Here is a 17,093-nt window from a genome sequence, read left to right as displayed (position 1 = left end):
GATAAATTATTTGCATTGATTGAATCTTTAAGTGATAAATCGTTTGCAGAAATACTATCTAAAGTACTAGCCTGAAGAATTGGCTTAATGCTTGTTACACCAGTTCCTGAAGTCGTAACAACATCAAAACAAACTTTCAAAACGCCAGAACCGTTGTTTATATCAACACCGTTACTATTATTTGATGTTTCTGCTGATAAACTTACAGGGTTTGCTGTTTGCGTTAAGTCAATATTTGCATGGATATAATTAACTGCATTACCTTTTAAGGCAACAGTTTCATTCAATAGTTCAAAATACCTCCCGCCTGCAACGATTGATGTGTTAACATATTGCACGTTAAGGGCTGTATTTAATGGACTTTTCCAATCTTTGCGCCTAATTGTTCTATAGCCCATTCCAGTCAACATCATGTATAGTTTTCCGTCATTATTAGAACCGACTGGAAACTCTGTACCATTTGGACTGAAAAACGTGAAGTTTTTAATTGTCATTTTTAACCTTTCTTGAAATTATTTCCGCTTTATCTAAAACTGGGTTATCAGTAATTGATAGCTCTAACAATCTAAATTTTCTACCGCCATAAGGATAACCACCAATTGATACAAATTGTCCGACTTCATACAAGAGCGTGGTCTCGATTCTAAGCGTGTTTTTACTATTATAGTACACTTTACCTTGCAATAGTTCTAAGTGGTCTTTACGAAGCTCTCTATGCCCTTTAAAGCTATCTATTCTATATTTGTCGCCATAAGTAGCTACATACTCATATAACATTCGGTTTGTCTCCACTTCCTACAAAAATAAGTCTATCATTGAACTCTGTTTTAACTCTATCTGCTATATATCCTGAATATAGCTTGCCCTCGTACCAAATATCTACTAAGTCATTAACATACAAAGGAAAAAGTTCATTTTGATTAAAGAATAACCTTGTGACGATTGTAGAGGGAGAAATTTCAACCTTAATAGTAGACAACTCAGGAGGGTTTCCGTGGTCATCTCTATCATAAAACAATGTTTTGGTTGTCCTTACATCTGGCAAGTCTGTTCCGTCTCCATGATAAGTGCTATAATCAATGACATCTCCGTTATTTTTTGCTGTGTACATTTTAGGAGGGTCTGTGTAGTCATCTGTTGCTTTATTTTTAACGAACACAACAGCAAAATTATAAGCTGAACGTTCTACTATTGTTTCCGTGTCCATTGTCACACTTTGCTTAATATCTACCCTTGTCGTGATTCTTTTTCTATTCCAGTTTCTTGAAGCAAAGTTAATGAATAACAAGTTTCTAGGGTCTGTTTCAGATGGAGCGTGTTGAATGGTTGTAGTTGGTTGAAATTGAACCTTGGAAAATATCCTTTTTGCTACATCATGAGCTGATGAAGTTTCCGCTTTACGATTAATCGTAGCCTTTCCAGCAAAGATACTTGAATCAAAGAAATAACCATAACTCATTAAATTATTTTTATTAGGGTCAATTAAATAATTAATTATACCAGAGTTTGTCTTTTTGGCTATTGCGTTTGGAACGTCAAGACTTTCAATCATTGCCCAAAAGTAGTTTTTTAACGTAGCTTTATTACTTTCGTCTACATCGGTCACAAGGTAAACCATATCTAAATTCAGTTTTTTCCTCTTACCTAGAGCTTCTTCAATTGGAACAACTTCAGGAAAAAGTACTTGAACAATATCGCCAACTTCTACCGAAACGGTCAATGTAGCTGATGAAGTGTAAAGATAGCCTGTTTCCCACAGTTCGTAATCAATAACTTGACATCTTGCCTTTGGTATTGGAAGGCCTCTTTTTTCTTTTTTACCATTAGGCATTCTGAAATCAGATATATTGTAATAGTTAGGGTTAAAGTTATCATAAACGTTAGCTTCTAACATTAAATAAAGTCCGCCTTTCTCTTGATTTTAAGCTCTGCCTTACTTAAATTAACTAGCTCCATTTGACCTTTTTCAATTATACGAGTTCTGTATCGCTCAAAGTTCATTACAGGGAATAAGTTTAGTACAGTTGTACCCTTCCAGCCTTGATAAAATTCGTCATTTACATCTGTATTAATTAAAATATAATCTTGTACCTGTTCCGTCTTAAACACAATTGCAGTATATTCGTTTCCAACATCGTCTAAAAATCTAACTCCAGCAGGTGTTTTAGGAAGTTTCGGATATAATACCCCCATAAAACTAAATATTTTTTCTTTTATTTCCCAACGGCTTAAACGGCCTATGTCACTTTCCCCATAATAAGTGTAAGAGGTTCCTTCGATATACTTATAGTCTCCTGGTGCGGTTCCTCCATAAATTTTAGACTTACCAGAAAGAACTTTACCATTTTCAATCATGTCAAAAGTTAAATTTTCGTAAGTATACCACTTTGTAACTACATCGAAAGTTATCTTTTCGCTGAAAGTTCCGTTCTTACCGTAACCCTCTGTCTTTGTGACATCTGCTAAAGCTAAATCAGCATACACCTGAAAAATTTCTGTTTGATATTCAAGTGTAACGAATTTTTTGCTAAGAATATCGTTTACGAAGTCTTTCATTAATTGATAATTTTCTTCTAAACTTTCTCCAAACGTTTCTAGCTTAAACTCTATTTGTGGTTGAGTAATTGAGCGTTTTCCCATTATTCCAATACCATTACTTTGCCAGATGTTATTAGTTGATTGTAACCCTAAATTAGAGGGCTGGTAAAATCTAACTTTTCCATTTGTAACGTCCCAAACTTTGTCGTCTGTTCCGTCTAAGTTAGTATGTATTTTATACTGTCTTACCATTAAGCCCTCCCTAGTTCAAATTCTCGTCTGATTGCACGCGCTAAGTTAGAAACATCTTGACCAGCACCGCCTTGCACGTTAAATGTGTTATATGTTCTATTGTCGCTTGATACACTGTTAGTGCTTAAACCGTAACCGCTAGAAGATAAATTGACATCTGTTAAGCCTACTACCATAGAACCTTTGAATAGTCCGCCAACTTTACTTGCAACCCAATCAATTGAACCTTTGATATTTTTAATTGTATCTGTTACACCTCCAAGAACGCTGTCTATTGTATCTTTGACTCCTCCAAATATTCCGCTAAAGAAGTCGCCAATGCCCTTAAATACTCCTGTTATTGCATCCCAAGCATTTGAAGCAAATTTACCAAAAGCCTCGAATACTCCGCTAACTATATCTTTAGCACCGTCAAACGCTCCCTTAAAGAAATCAGCTACTCCGTTAAATACACCTGAAATTGCATCCCAAGCTTTTGAAGCAAAGCCACCAAGAGCGCTAAACACTCCGCTAACGACACTGCGAACAGAATTGAATATGCCACTAAAGAAGCCTGAAACTGCATTCCATATTGATGAAACTACTCCCCAAGCGCTAGAAGCAAAACTTCCGATTGCACTAAATACTGTTGAAACTACTGATTTTACAGCGTTAAATATACCGCCAAAGAAGCCTGAAACTGCATTCCATACGCCAACCAGTATATCCCAAGCTGAACCAGCAAAGCTACCTATGGCGCTAAATACTGTTGAAACTATTGAACTAACTGCGTTAAATATTACACCAAAGAAACCTGATATGCCGTTCCACGCTCCGATAACTAATTGGTAAGCACCGCGAATAATAGCCAATATAAGTTGGAATGCTAAATTAATTACTGATCCAACTAACCCAAATATAGATTGAAAGAAACTAATTAAAGGTTGGAAAGTTGTAACAAACCAGTTATAAGCACCTGTCACTAAAGAAGCAATGGTTGTAAATACAGTTGTAACAACATTTACTATTCCGTCCCATAGCCCTGTGAAGAACCCTGTAACTCCTGCCCATGCTGTTTGAATACCAGTAACAACAGTTGTCCATAAAGTAGTAAAGAATGTTGTTATTCCGTTCCAAATATTTTGAACACCTTGTACAATTCCACTGAACCAATCGACTAAGCCTTGCCAAATGCCTTTAGCTCCGTCAACTGCTCCGTTCCATATATCAGCAAACCATTGACCAATACCGCTAAAGAATGAAACTATTCCGTCCCATGCACTCTTTAAGAAGTCTACGAAACTACCCCAAACCTTTTTACCTGTTTCGGTTTGAGTGAAGAAGTAAACTAAACCAGCAACAATGGCTGCGATTGCTATGCCAAGAGCCACGAATGGATTCATAGCCATTACAGCATTGAAAGCTCCTTGTATAATTGTACCAGCTTCAACAACCTTATTATATATCTCGACAGCCTTAATGATTCCATCAATAACTTTCAAAGCAACGAATACACTAGCCAAAGCAGCTAAAGCTACTTTTAAAGTATCTATTGCGCTTTTACTTTCACTAATTTTTTGCAGAAAATCAGCTATTTTTTTCGTGACTTCTGAAAATTTACCAGCAAATACAGCTATGCTTTTTGCTACGTTATCTATACTTGTTGCGTTTTTTGTTGTTTCTGTATTTATTCCAATAAATGAATTTATGACATTCCCTATAATAGAAACTATGGAACCAAATGCACTTTTTATGCTATCCCAAGCCTCTAAAAATGCTAAAGTGGCTGCATTTTCTTGCAGTTTTTGAAACAAGTCTTGGAAATACTTAACTACATTTGTTACAGCTTTACCAGCACTTTCGCCCCAGTCAGACATCTGGTCTATTAAGCCACTAATGATAGGTGTTAAAGCGTTCAAAGTAGGCACTAAAGCAATTGACATTGTTTCGTTGAAGCTGTCCCACGCGTCCCCAATAGTTTTGATTCCACCGCCCGAACCTTTAGCCATTTTTTCCATAGCCTTGTTGAGCATATCCATCGAAACAGCGCCTTTTGAAACAGCGTCATTAAAAGAACCGTATTGCTGTAATGAGGGGTTCATTTTCATAACAGTGTCTTTTAAAGAAGAACCAAGAGCTGTGTTGTTATCGGTTAATTGTCCAATATTTTCAGCCGTAACTTTACCAGCTGCCGACATTTGACCGTAAGACTGAACTACACCTTTAAGGTTTTCGCCAGTACCACCAAATGCTTGGTTAGCTTTTACTAATGCTTCTGTTTTACTGACCGCTTTTTTAGCGCTATCGCCTAAACCAATGAACGTTGTTGAAAGTTTTAAAGTATCTTCGGTATTTGCATTTGTATCTTTAGCAAGATTCTGCATAGATTTGCTTACATAGTCAAAGTCTTTTCCATTGCCTTTGAACTTCATTGTATTTTGCAATGAAATCATGGCTTTTTGAGTATCCATTGCGTTAGATACCCAGTCTTTTAAGCCGTTACCGACAGCACTAACAGCACTTGCACCGATTTGTCTGAATGCACCAACAGCAATCTCTCTAAGACCGCTAAAGCGTGACTTCATGCCCTCAATTCCGCTATTAACGCCTTTAGTATCCATTTTAGCGTCAATGTTCCAAGAGCCTGAACTAATAGCACCCTCGACTTGCTTAATTTCGCCCTCTAGCCTATTAGCTTGTGTTTCTACTGTACCTAAATCTCTAGTAAGTTGTAGCCATTTCTTTTGACCTGCTGACGTCCCTTTGTCAACCGTAGAAAGTTCTTCTTTTAATTTTGTTGCTTTGTCACGTGATAAGCCCAACTGCGTTTGTAAGTTCTTCTGCAATTGCGCCATTTTCCCGGTATTTGTGGGGTCAAGTTTTAGAGCTTCACGTAAGTTTTTAGCTTCTCCTCTAAGCCCTGACATTGCGGTATTAACGCCTTTAAGTGAGTTCTCGAATTTCGTTGTATTACCGTATATCTCGACCTCAAATGTTGCATTACTTGCCATTACATACCCTTTCTTTTACGCCTTTTCTCTTTTTCTTTTTCCTCTTTCTTTTTCTCTGCAATAAGTTCGATTATTTTATAAACAAGTTCTAGTTCCATTTCCATGAACTGTGTTATATCAATTTCATTATTGCCCAAAACAGTCAAAAGTTCTAAAGTTTTATTTTCCCTTACAGTATCTTTCTTTTTCTTAATCAATGAACTAGAAGAAAAGAAGACTGTATCGTCTTCCGTTTCCTCTTTTTCTTTAATAAAAACAGTTTTACAGAAGATATTGATTAACTCGTTAGTTGTAGGAAGCTCTGTTTTATCATCTAAGGCGTTTTGCATTCCTCCGTTACAATCTACCCAAAGTATCAATAACTTGTCTGTAAAGCTCTCCATTTGCTCTGTAAAGTCATCAGGAATATATCCAGCGACAAAAGAATTTTGTAGGTCTGCAAAGTCTTTTAAATCTGTAATAAAGTCTGAACCAGTTAGTTCTAAGTATCTAATTGCATGTTTTAAAATCATTTACAGTCCTTTCAGCTCATTAAATTTCTTTCTGCCATAATTCGACAAGTTCTTTAAGCCCTTTACCGTCAGTATCGAACTCGAAGCTAGAACGGAAGTCAGAGAAGTCACTTTTAGCTTTTACAATGTTATCTTGAAAAAGAGCCAAGTATAGACCATATTGAACGAACTCCATTAGGTCAGTAATTTCTCCGTCTTCTTTTTTAAGTTCTGTATCCATTGCCTTTTGTTGTTGGAAAAGGTCTTTACCTGTAATCATTTTAAATTTACGTGCTGTACTCAATTGTTTTGCCATTTTATTTTATATTCCTTTACTTAATCTATTTTTAGTCTTATGAATGGTCAGTTACTGAAACTCCTGCGGTAACATCTTTATAACCCTCAGCGGAGAACTTTACGTTATAGGCACCTGGAGCAAGTTGTCCGTTTGTTGCTACTTTTCCATTTGCGTCATTAATCACTGATGTTACTTTTACAGTTCCACCATTAGAATCTTTCAAAGTGGCAGGCACTACGATTCTTCCGTCATTATGACCCTTTGTAGCAGTAGTCACATTAGGAATAACAGGAGCTACGAGTGTAATTCCACCAGCTAGAACTGTATCAGGTTGCATAATGAATAAACCACTTTCCATTTTCTTGACGAAATCTTTTGCTTGTTCTCCCCAAATTTCGTACTCAATAGCAGGGACTTTTTTACCGCCATTCAAATAAATATCTGACTCAGTCGCTTGTACTGCCAAAGTCCATTGGATAGGGTCTACACCGTCAACTGAATCTGTTTCTGATTCTTTTGTTGCTTCTGCTGTTGGTCTCAAATTTGGATAAACGACTACGCGATAACCGTCAACAAATTCCCCTGTAACTTTATCACGCTTACGCCCTTTAATAAGGTATTGAACACATTTCGTTTTCCAATTACCAGTAGGAGACCAACCCAAGCCATTTTCTGTTCTTTGTTGACCTAAAATGTCTTCTTTAAGCGATTGGTCTGTTTGAATGAATACCATTTCGCCTTGAAGTAAGGTAGCACCTTTTTTCACTCCATGGTCTGGCACGTCATCAGCTGGATAGCTGTTAGTCTCCGCTTGGTCTTCCATTGCGCCAACTGATACTAAACCAGTTACAATTTTATGGTTAGTAAACTCTGGTTTTCCGTTACTTCCCTTGGCCATATCAGCTACGATTAGAGCTTCATTACCAAAGAAAATCTCACGTGAGTTATAATCTAATTTCATTTTTTATTTTCCTTTTTATTTTTTTATGCAGTACGTTTCCAATAATATATTGTCGTTGAACCAATTACTGCTGAACCGATATTTTCCCATGCAATCCTAAATATATATTAATCAATATCAATATTCCACATGCAAACAGGATATATTAAATCTTGTAACTGTGACATAATTTGAGCCATTGAGTATTTGTTAGGGTGTATCGATCCATAAGTAACGCCATCTGAATTTAAAGCTGACCATGTTTTTATAGACATATCATTATGTGCGTAAGTTCTCGCTGTAAAATCAGCAAACGCACACTCGTATTTACGACATAATTCTTGTATTATAGGTCTAACATTTTGAAACCACTCTACATAGGTTCTCCCAGTATTATAAACTGTTCCAACTGTTGGCAAAGTGATGATAATAGCCAAATCTTTTACGGTTTTATTATAAGCTGGTCTACCATTAACACTTGTATTTCCTCTTATTCTTTTCAATCCTTCTTCCATATTTGTTTTAAATAAGTTTAATCTTTGTTCTAGTGTTAACCCAGCGAACTTCGTATGGTTTTTATCAGCGTCATTCATTCCCCATCCAATTATTAAAAGGTCTGGGTTATGTTCCATCGATGTTTGTAAAAAACCATTAGGGTATTTTTGTAAATAGTAAGGCAAAGCATAAGTTGGGTTTCCTACCCATTCATTCGTATTTCTACCACCAAAACCATTGTTTAGTATTGATAATTTTTTTAAATCATAATTCCCTGCCTTCATTATTTTTTTAAGTGCATAATCTTTCATGCCAAAAAAAGTATCTTGAACCGATGATAGTGGAGCGTAACCAGCAGTTATACTATCTCCGTCTAATGCTATTGATATATTATTTACACCGTCATAAATTTTCTCATACCAATGCTCTAAATATTCATGTCCCCAAATAGGTGTAACTGGATATTTGTAATAATCAAACGCAGTAGTAGTTGTTGTAACAGTGTCATTACTTACTGACGGGGTATAATTTACCATTTTTTGAAAACTATCTAAATTACTCGGTACGTTGTTAGTGGATGAAGTGTAATTTAAAACTTGCATGTCTGCTAATATCATGTCAATATCAGATTGTGTAAGAGGTTTTAATCTAACATACCCTTGAATAGCATATATTCCATTTGCGTTTATATTTTTTTCGTTTGTAACAGTAACACTCTCACATTTCAAAGTATTGCTATTAAATTTAACTAATTCTAATCTTAAATATTTTGAGTTAGTATATTTTAAAATAGAACCCTTATTTAATGTCATTTTTTGAGTTGAAAAGTATGTCTTGTTAATATCTTTTGAAGCACTACCAACACTATATTTTCCATATGTTACAGTCAAGTCAATATCAACTAACATTCTATCTTTGAGAAATTTTAATTCATCTTCAATAATGTCTATTTTGTCTGTAGTTGAAATATATGATGTAAAAATAAAATTTGATTTTGTCGTTGCAACATCTTCTCCCATTTTTCCAAAACCAGTTTTGGCAGTTTGAAAAGCAATTTTGCCAATATGCTTTATACTCATTCCATTTTTTACTTCGCCATAGCGTAAAAAAGCACCATTTTTATCATATAAAAAATATTTATAAAGTGTATAATTAGTTGGATTTTTAATATTTAATTCAACAGTACCGCTAATATCAAACTTTACAGTTCTATTCATAGACTCATTAATAACTGTTTCGCCATTATTATCATTATATTTACCAACTTCCCAAGCAACATTTAAAGTTGTTGGTGTTAAACTGTTCGCTTGTGCTTCGGTAGCCTTTGCCATTGCATTTTTGGCTTCACTTTCAGCTTGTTTTGCTGTTTCTTGAGCAGTTGTTACATTTTGATTTGTGATTAATAAATCTGATTGTTCAGCTTTTGTTGAAATTGCAATCCCTTGCCTGCTGACATCAGCTTGTAAGTTGTTCAAGTCTGTTTGATTGGCTTTAAGCTCAATATTGCTCTTGTTTGATTCAGTTTGAGCATGTAAGTCATTCAACTCACTACGCATTACTTGTGGCATATTTTCCAATAATAATTTTGTAAAATCATCAATCTTATTATTTACTTCTTGAGCTAAATCTGTAACCGTAGAATTATCTGATATAAACGTAAGGTTCTTGCTGACGATAACCTGCTCTTTATCTTCATTGAGAAGTATTAAGTTCGCTTCAATAACTCCAGTTTCTGTCATTTCGGTAGGAATTACTAAAATAAACTCTCCCTTAGTTAAGTTTTCAGGAGGAATCATAACAAAACCTGAATTACTGCTATTAGTATATTGATATGTAAGTTTTAATGAATGGCCAGTCAAATCAATTTCGCCTCCATTATCAAGTATTTTAATTGACAATGTTCTAGCGTTGACGTCGCCTTGCATTATTTGAATTGGTTGTGGGAAGCCTTTATTGACCGTATCCCATACAATCGCTCTATTTTTAAAATTATCTAAACTCATTAAAAAATACCATTATTGTTAATTTCAATCAAATGTAATTAAACCACTTTCTACTTTTATAATTTCATTGAATTAGCATAAATAGCGCCTTTTTTCAATGTTGTTTTAACGTCTTGCATACCTTTTTTATTTCTTAAAAAGTACATACCATGATAACCGCTAGTATAATTAGCTCTAGTACCTGCGTCAATAACTATTTTATCGCCTTTTTTAACTTGTTTTAAGTTACTTGATAATTGACCAGTATTTTGGTATCTAGCATAAGTATAGGTGTGACCATGACTTCTAATTAATCTAGTTCTTCGGCTTGCACTATTCGCTTTAGCTTTAAATTCTGCTTCAAACCAGTCGCCCATGCGTTCTGTTACTTTAGTTTGCATTTCTTTAGCTATGCTTGCTGTATTAAGTAAATTCATTGCCATGCTTGACCACCTGCACCACAAGGCAAATAAACAGTACCAGTATAATTGTACAAATGGCTATTCTCTGACCAGTTCGTCATATTCCAACCGTTTTGTAAAACATTTCCGACTAGTTCTACAAGTTCATCGTCAACATCTTTAACAGATAAAACAACTTGATAATAGTAACCCATGACAAAGCTCGTATTATCCATTTTAATGACCTTTGAGTCACTAAGTGATAAATATACCGTCTTGTCTTCTATCGTGTCCTTAACACCTAAAATAACGTCATTTAGAGGCATTGTAAGCAAATTGTTGTACCAATCTATATAAGAATCAAATTCCATTGCTTACTACCCCCTCTAAAATCATCTTGTTATTCTTAGGGTTTCTTTCCCATGTTGTACGCTTGAAAGTTTCGCCTTTTTCGTCCAAGAAATAGTTGAAAATCAAGTCTTCCATTTCTCCGATTCCGTTAAGCTCGTATCTTACGTTTTTACCTAGCCCAATCATAGAAAACTCATCAAGCCTTGTCTGACTAATTCTCTGTTTAACTGCTGGTAAAACGATAGGCTTTATAACATTAGCTTCTGCACCGTTCTTCTTCTTAACAGTCGTTTCTACCTGTAATGTAACTTGTGAGAATATCATTAAATACCTCCATAATACATTAACTCTTGCAAAGAAGCCAAACGTTTCATTTCAGCATTTCGCCATTGTTCTGCTGGTTCATCAACAATATTAAGCCGACAATAACAAGAAATAAAGTCTTTAACTAATACGCTTGTTTCGTCAGCTTTAATACCATTTTTTTCTAGCAATTTAATAGCTATTGAACGGAATAAGATAAGTTTACTATCATAAGCTGTTACTAAAATCGGAATACCACAATAGACCTTAATATAATCTATCATTTACTTCCTCCATTTTATTCTTATGCTACTGTAATTACTGCACCAGCGTTATAAGTTTCAACATGACCGCTTGTTAGTGTTTCTACCAAAATCATGTTGCTGTTAGTTTTCCATTCAAAGGCATCAACTTTTGTAAGGTCTTGCATGTCAATGTGATACTTTTGGTCTACCAATACAGTAGGTTTGAGTGCTTTTGAACCTGTATAGACAATAATTTCATCTACTCCAACTTCAGAGGCAATTTCAGCGTCATCATTTTTAATACGAACGTGAGCATTTGCAGTTGCTTGACGTAACTCATCTAACAAGGCTTTACGGTCTTCTGCTTTAACAATCAAATAACGACGTCCAGCAGTAGGGCGAACAAAGTCAACCGCTTCTTCAATAGCGTCAGCAAATGGAGTTTTGCCAGCTGATTTGGCTTTTGTAGTAATCTTTTTGATTTTTTTGACGTCTGCTTCTTTTTCAATTGATTTAAAACCGTTTGTTCCGTCACCCTCAATAAGCGCAAGGTCAACAATTTTATTAACAATAGCTTGTGTAAGTTCCGCTACAATCAAGTTGTAAAGTTCAGAATATGACATTTGAAGTCGTTTAACACGTTCAGCAAGTGATTGCAATTTATAAACCATTACAGGTTCAAGAGTATCAATAGTGAGAGCTGCAGCCTGTTCTACTTTTTGTTGTCCGTCTTTGTGGAGATTTGCTTCATTAGCTGAATCAAATGAGCGTGATACGAGCAAAGCGCCGACATTTGTAACACGGAATACTTTGAACACTGGGTTAGTATTTAACAAAACTGTGTTGATTGAATCAACCAATTTACGTGGAAGCTCAAAAGTTTTATCTGTGATAGTTACACCATTTTCAGCAAGTTTTGCGCTCCAAGCGTTTTTAATTTCTGATTTTCCAGAGTTCTTTTTCAATACATCAAAAAATTCTGTTACAGCGTTTTGTGATTCAATAAAGTTTGTCATTTTATCTTTTCCTTTTGGTTTTTCTTCCTGTGCGTTAAGTTCGTTCTCAATTTTGATAATTTCAATTGAATTTTCTGAAAGTGTTTTTTCCAATTCTTGTACTTTAGGCAAGTCTTCAATTGCATTTTTTACTTCAAAACCACTAATTTGAGATTTTAAAGATACATTATTTTCTTTAAGTTCTGCCAAGCGGTTCTGTTTTTCGATTAAATCAGGTTTATTCATATTTCTTTTTGATATCCTCAATTTCTTTCAAAGCGTTACGGCTTTCAATAATTTTGTTACGTTCTTTTGTGAGTTCTTCTCCCAATGCATTTTGAATAAACTTTGCGTTAGGGTCAGCTGGTACTGAAACAAGAGAAATCTCTTTAAACTGTGCTTTATTTACAACTAGAGCATCATTTTCATTAAACTCATAATCTGTAATGTAATAGGCAATTGATAGTGAATCAAACGCTCCATTTTCCACAGCTTTGTTAATGTTTGGTGCATTGTCGTAAAGCGTAAAGTCAGTCAGGTATTTATTAGAAGCTAAGTCATAATAAACTTTCGCGTCCCCAATTACTTCACTAGATCCAGCTCCGTGTTCATATAGCAATGGATATCGTTCTCTAGCAAACTCAATGCAGTTAGGGGTCAAGATAATACCGTTACGATTCTCTACGCCAACTTCTGAACCAATGCCTTGGAACGACTTAGAACCGTCCTCGTTTTCAGTTACTTTAATTTCAGCACTATTGGTTATTAGTTTCATCTGTGCTTGTTACGTCCTTTCTATTGCCTTGTAAATCACTTAGGTTTTTAACAGCAACTGCGTTAAGGTTTGTGACATAAATATCTCCGCCCTCGATTGGTTGCTCGCCCATTTTAACAAGAAGTTGATTCTGTGTAAAAATAGGAGCGTTGATATTTTCGTGATACAAGTCAATTAATTCTTTCAAAGTTGCAAACTTGAATAGCTGGTTATCTACGATTATGCGTTCATAATATAAATTATCCTTAACTACTCGTCTGCGGTTTGTTGAAATCAGTTTATAAGTCAGTTCCTTTTCAAGTTGAATCAGTAAAGGAATGATAGTAGAGTTATAAAAATAAATTTGTTGTTCTTGCGTAGCAGTACCAAGCAAAATATTTTCATTCATAAAGTAGCCTGTCAAAAGTTCCGATTTAATAAGGTCAATTTCATCTTTGTTTAAAACGGAATAATCTTTTTTAAGTTCTACAATTTCCGTCTTGTTATCAACTGGTGTCAAACCATTGTAACTCGAACCCTCTTGCATGTTCTTTATTGTTGTTAAGGCTTTTTCTCGATACTCTTGCGTATTATCAATATCAAGAAAGGCATTAATTTTCAACAAGCCACGCAATTTACCTTGTTCCAGCTTAGTTTGAATACTAGCTAGAGCATTATCTAAAATACTTGTATCCTCATTGATATAAAAAGGACTGATAAGCCTTACTAATTCTTCAGGTTTATATTCTTTTTTATCGTTAGCAAATAGTAGGTCTAATAGATCTCCTGTTTCACTATCAAATATAGGGTACAGGTCAACATAGCGCGTGCATAGCAACTTTTTAATTACTTTCTGCCAAAACTCCATGCTATTGTGTTCGCCCTTAGAACTCCAGTTTAGAACCTCGTCTAAGTCAGAACCTGCCATACTAATCAAAGTATCAGAACCAACATCAGACTTTTTATATTTAACATGATTAAATTCTACTTTTGTTATTTCATTAGCGATTTTATTATGAATGTTAGTCACAAAGGCACTTGTATATTCTACCGCTTCGTTTTGCCACGCTGTAACTCTTTGAGTATCATTGTTTAGCTTTCCACGTGAAAATGATACCACTTTTCCGAATAAGTTCAATTTTTCCCCTTTCTACCATAAACTCACACCTTTCCCACGTTTATACTCGCTTGTCTTCTTGTTATGGCAAGACTTACAAAGGAGTTGTAGGTTATCAGGGTTCAGCGCTATTTTCCAATCATCAAGATTTTCCCAAGTTAGTTCTATAATATGGTCTACTTCGTATTTTTTAGCACCGAATGCGCCACATCTTACGCAAGTCATCTTATCACGTTGTCTTACATAATCACGGACAGCCAACCATTCTTTTTTATTATACCAACCACTTTCTCGAACTGTGTCAACATTATACTTCATCTGACACCGCCATTTCTAAAGCCATTGTCAAAGCAACAGTAGGGTCAATTTTATCTTTTTCAAGTTTTTTAGTATACATATAGTCCCCATTTTGTCCGATTTTAACAGCAGTATTATTTAAAGCCCACTGCATGACTTTTTGGTTATGGATAAGTTTATTTTCCGCTAACTTAGATTTTAATAGCTTGATATAGTCACTCATTGAGAAACCTTGTCGAATTGCTCTTTGGTTGTCTCCATCTTTGTCAAAGAAATAACGCTCAATCAGCCCTTTTAAAATTTCATAGCGAGCTGGGTCGTATCCGACTTTTCTAAGTCTGCACCCTGTTTTGGTTCTAAAGTCATTAATATGCGGTATTAAGTCGTTCACATTGATGTATTCCGTATCAAGTAAGATTAGTTCGCCTCTGTCAACGAATTCAGTCCATAACTCTTGTTGTTCTGTGTCCAGTTGCTCATATTGAGACCGTACAGAGAAAGTTAGCGTATGGCTGTAAGTTTTACCCTCTAACTCACAAACGAACGATACAGCGGTTAAATCGCCAATTAAGGATAGGTCAATTCCGACATAAGTTCTATTTTTATTAAATACAGATAAATTAAAGTCTGTTAGTTTAGTGTCTTGCGGAGTGAAGTAGTAAGCTGTATCCTGCATAGGTAAGCCCATATTAAACGCTAAGAACTTATTCTGTAACGCTGGGTCTCCTTGCGCAAGCTCGTACTCCTCAATAACTCCTGACCACTTAGGAACATTGCCAATAAGTGGTAAAGCCATAGTCCAATTCTTTTTATCTTTGACCTGCTCATGATTTTCTAGCATGTAAAGCAAGCCGAATGACCTATCATTGTAAAATTCTTCTTCTGATTTGAATCGTTCAACAAGTTTATCATAAAGTCCGTCGCGTTTAAGTCCGCCAGAAGTGATGTAAATACTTTGCCAGTTATCTTGTTTTTGACGTGAACCTTTATTAACTGACTCTGTTATATCCTCGCCATAGGTATGGACTTCATCAAATATATTAAGGGAACTGTTACCACCTTGCGCTCGTAAAGTATCATTTGTTTGCTTTTTAAAAGTGGTTTTGAAAGACGTAAATTCTAGCCCTTGTTTTGTACTCTTGAAAATCTTGTTTTCATTGTACACTCTTAATGTATCACTTGCTTCCGTTTGATTCCTAACTTGGTCAAATACGTGTCTAGCCTGTGTATTATCGTATGCAATAACTAGACTTTCTCCGCCATATTGTCCGCCTAAAATCATCCAGTTAAGCACGCGCGTAGCCATTAAACTAGACTTACCTGATCCACGGCCTAAATTAAGAAAAATCTCATTAATTAGGTTGACTTGAACACCTTTTTCATCAACCATATCATAGCCTAACATTAACTCATACCACCATTTTTGTGTTGGAAGTAGCTCAATTTTCATCAGGTTACCAGTAGTCAGGTAGAAGTTGTCTTCTATCCATTCAATAGCTTGCGTAACACGGTCATAGCGATAAATATATTTGTTATGAATACGTATTTGCTTCTGAATAGTCTTGCGAATGTACTTATTAATAATAATGCCGTTTTCTTTGTTGTATTCCAACATTTTATTTAAATAATACATTCATTCCCTTTCTATTCAAATACTGATTGCAAATATTCATCTGAATATGGACACCAACCTTCGTCATCAGTCATTTCTTTTTTAAGTTGTTTCCAGTTTGAAAACTGACCAATAATAGAATCGTTGTCTCCACACGTCTCACAATAATCTTCAACTTCTTCTAATTCTTTTTCTGAAGTATTTTCTGACATCAGATAAAGTCCTCCGCCCAAATGGTCTTCAACTACCCAATATTTTTTCATTCAAACCCCTCTGGGACTTTGATTTCTGGCGTTTTATACTTACTTAGCTTATAGTCGTCAAGTTCTTCAATTTTAGCTTTAAGGTCATGAGCACTTGATTCTTCCTGTTGCAATCTCCGCCATTCAGTAGGGTTATAAAGTTCAGGGTTTCCAGCCTTAGCAACCATCATTGCTACCAAGCTATCTTTATCAAGTTCTTTCTCTTTAACCTTTACTTTTTCAACGTTTCCGTCAGCGTCATATATTGTTTCTGTTTCTTTTAGCGTTCTGACTGTCAGTTTGCTCGCTAAGGCACTTTCGGCTAGTTCTAATAGATTTCCCCTAGCAATGCTTTTAGCTTCGTCATACGCCTTTATATTGTCATCTCGCCACTTTCTAAAAGTTTTAGCCGAACAATGCAAACTGGTGTAGATTTCTCTGTCATTACAGCCTGATTCAATTTTATCAATGATTTGGCTAAAAAGCGGTTCTTCATACATCTTAGGTAAAATTGTGGGTCTGCCACCTTTTTGTGTTTGCATATTATCCTTTCTTTTAAATGTGGTTATATCGTTTAAAGCCTATATTTTCGTTCCTGTGAGCGTTAAGTTAATTAGACTTAAATTATATCGTAATGATATAAACACGCTCATACGAGCCAAAATATTAGCATATAGCCATATAATTTCCTTTTTATTTGAGATTTAGCGAGATTTAGCGAGATTTAGCGAGATTTAGCAAGATTTAGCGAGATTTTTCTTTTTGATTTTTTGGGGGATTCGCAGCCGGG

At 35.3% G+C, this 17,093-nt stretch carries 20 protein-coding genes; all 20 read right to left on the bottom strand.

The annotated features are described in order from the left end of the window. Positions 1-494: hypothetical protein (locus tag BAZ21_RS26690; protein ID WP_218061450.1), on the bottom strand; the 494-nt coding region annotated here is incomplete at its 3' end. Then, on the bottom strand, positions 484-777 hold the full coding sequence (locus tag BAZ21_RS26685; RefSeq protein WP_036853158.1) for a hypothetical protein: 294 nt from the start codon (positions 775-777) through the stop codon (positions 484-486). The genes BAZ21_RS26685 and BAZ21_RS26690, both read right to left, overlap by 11 nt. Continuing rightward, positions 767-1,894, bottom strand: coding sequence for a hypothetical protein (locus tag BAZ21_RS26680; protein WP_036853157.1), 1,128 nt, complete (start codon positions 1,892-1,894; stop codon positions 767-769). The genes BAZ21_RS26685 and BAZ21_RS26680 overlap by 11 nt, the downstream gene beginning before the upstream one ends. Beyond that, on the bottom strand, positions 1,894-2,790 hold the full coding sequence (locus tag BAZ21_RS26675) for a phage distal tail protein domain-containing protein (protein WP_036853156.1): 897 nt from the start codon (positions 2,788-2,790) through the stop codon (positions 1,894-1,896). The genes BAZ21_RS26680 and BAZ21_RS26675 overlap by 1 nt, the downstream gene beginning before the upstream one ends. Beyond that, on the bottom strand, positions 2,790-5,780 hold the full coding sequence (locus tag BAZ21_RS26670) for a tape measure protein (protein WP_036853155.1): 2,991 nt from the start codon (positions 5,778-5,780) through the stop codon (positions 2,790-2,792). Before BAZ21_RS26670 ends, BAZ21_RS26675 begins: the two co-directional genes overlap by 1 nt. Then, on the bottom strand, positions 5,780-6,292 hold the full coding sequence (locus BAZ21_RS26665) for a hypothetical protein (RefSeq protein ID WP_036853154.1): 513 nt from the start codon (positions 6,290-6,292) through the stop codon (positions 5,780-5,782). The genes BAZ21_RS26670 and BAZ21_RS26665 overlap by 1 nt, the downstream gene beginning before the upstream one ends. Before the next feature lie 19 nt (positions 6,293-6,311). After that, entirely contained in the window at positions 6,312-6,587 is a 276-nt protein-coding gene (locus tag BAZ21_RS26660) for a hypothetical protein (protein ID WP_015979526.1), read from the bottom strand. A 37-nt stretch (positions 6,588-6,624) separates the two neighbouring features. After that, complete coding sequence (locus tag BAZ21_RS26655) at positions 6,625-7,530, bottom strand: phage tail tube protein (protein WP_036853153.1); 906 nt, start codon at positions 7,528-7,530, stop codon at positions 6,625-6,627. 107 nt (positions 7,531-7,637) lie between these two features. Beyond that, the gene (locus tag BAZ21_RS28745) at positions 7,638-10,007 is read right to left on the bottom strand and encodes an SGNH/GDSL hydrolase family protein (RefSeq protein ID WP_052080622.1); all 2,370 of its coding nucleotides are present in this window, start codon (positions 10,005-10,007) and stop codon (positions 7,638-7,640) included. 56 nt (positions 10,008-10,063) lie between these two features. Further along, positions 10,064-10,429 carry a hypothetical protein gene (locus BAZ21_RS26645; RefSeq protein ID WP_036853152.1) on the bottom strand — a complete coding sequence of 122 codons (366 nt, stop codon included), beginning with the start codon at positions 10,427-10,429 and terminating at the stop codon, positions 10,064-10,066. Then, positions 10,420-10,758, bottom strand: coding sequence for a hypothetical protein (locus tag BAZ21_RS30035; protein ID WP_036853151.1), 339 nt, complete (start codon positions 10,756-10,758; stop codon positions 10,420-10,422). Before BAZ21_RS30035 ends, BAZ21_RS26645 begins: the two co-directional genes overlap by 10 nt. After that, on the bottom strand, positions 10,748-11,062 hold the full coding sequence (locus BAZ21_RS26635; RefSeq protein ID WP_036853150.1) for a hypothetical protein: 315 nt from the start codon (positions 11,060-11,062) through the stop codon (positions 10,748-10,750). Before BAZ21_RS26635 ends, BAZ21_RS30035 begins: the two co-directional genes overlap by 11 nt. Further along, entirely contained in the window at positions 11,062-11,325 is a 264-nt protein-coding gene (locus BAZ21_RS26630; protein ID WP_002820020.1) for a hypothetical protein, read from the bottom strand. The genes BAZ21_RS26635 and BAZ21_RS26630 overlap by 1 nt, the downstream gene beginning before the upstream one ends. Positions 11,326-11,345: 20 nt before the next feature. Then, on the bottom strand, positions 11,346-12,527 hold the full coding sequence (locus BAZ21_RS26625) for a hypothetical protein (protein ID WP_036853149.1): 1,182 nt from the start codon (positions 12,525-12,527) through the stop codon (positions 11,346-11,348). Beyond that, positions 12,520-13,056: an HK97 family phage prohead protease gene (locus tag BAZ21_RS26620; RefSeq protein WP_068505854.1), complete on the bottom strand. Its 537-nt coding sequence runs from the start codon at positions 13,054-13,056 to the stop codon at positions 12,520-12,522. Before BAZ21_RS26620 ends, BAZ21_RS26625 begins: the two co-directional genes overlap by 8 nt. Beyond that, complete coding sequence (locus BAZ21_RS26615; protein ID WP_036853147.1) at positions 13,037-14,173, bottom strand: phage portal protein; 1,137 nt, start codon at positions 14,171-14,173, stop codon at positions 13,037-13,039. Before BAZ21_RS26615 ends, BAZ21_RS26620 begins: the two co-directional genes overlap by 20 nt. A 12-nt stretch (positions 14,174-14,185) precedes the next feature. Beyond that, on the bottom strand, positions 14,186-14,470 hold the full coding sequence (locus BAZ21_RS26610) for an HNH endonuclease (RefSeq protein ID WP_036853146.1): 285 nt from the start codon (positions 14,468-14,470) through the stop codon (positions 14,186-14,188). Next, a complete protein-coding gene (locus tag BAZ21_RS26605; protein WP_218061449.1) occupies positions 14,460-16,061 on the bottom strand; it encodes a terminase TerL endonuclease subunit in 1,602 nt (533 codons plus the stop codon). Before BAZ21_RS26605 ends, BAZ21_RS26610 begins: the two co-directional genes overlap by 11 nt. A gap of 32 nt (positions 16,062-16,093) precedes the next feature. Then, positions 16,094-16,324 (bottom strand): hypothetical protein, encoded by a 231-nt coding sequence (locus BAZ21_RS26600; RefSeq protein ID WP_036853254.1) that lies wholly within the window; start codon positions 16,322-16,324, stop codon positions 16,094-16,096. Next, positions 16,321-16,845, bottom strand: coding sequence for a bacteriophage terminase small subunit (locus tag BAZ21_RS26595; RefSeq protein WP_036853255.1), 525 nt, complete (start codon positions 16,843-16,845; stop codon positions 16,321-16,323). Before BAZ21_RS26595 ends, BAZ21_RS26600 begins: the two co-directional genes overlap by 4 nt. Positions 16,846-17,093: the final 248 nt, after the last annotated feature.

It is taken from the genome of Paenibacillus kribbensis (assembly GCF_001705305.1).
GTDB classification, from domain to species: Bacteria; Bacillota; Bacilli; order Paenibacillales; family Paenibacillaceae; genus Paenibacillus; species Paenibacillus kribbensis_B.
The sequence above is the reverse complement of the archived record's forward strand: the minus strand, read 5'-3'. Positions and strand labels throughout refer to the sequence as shown.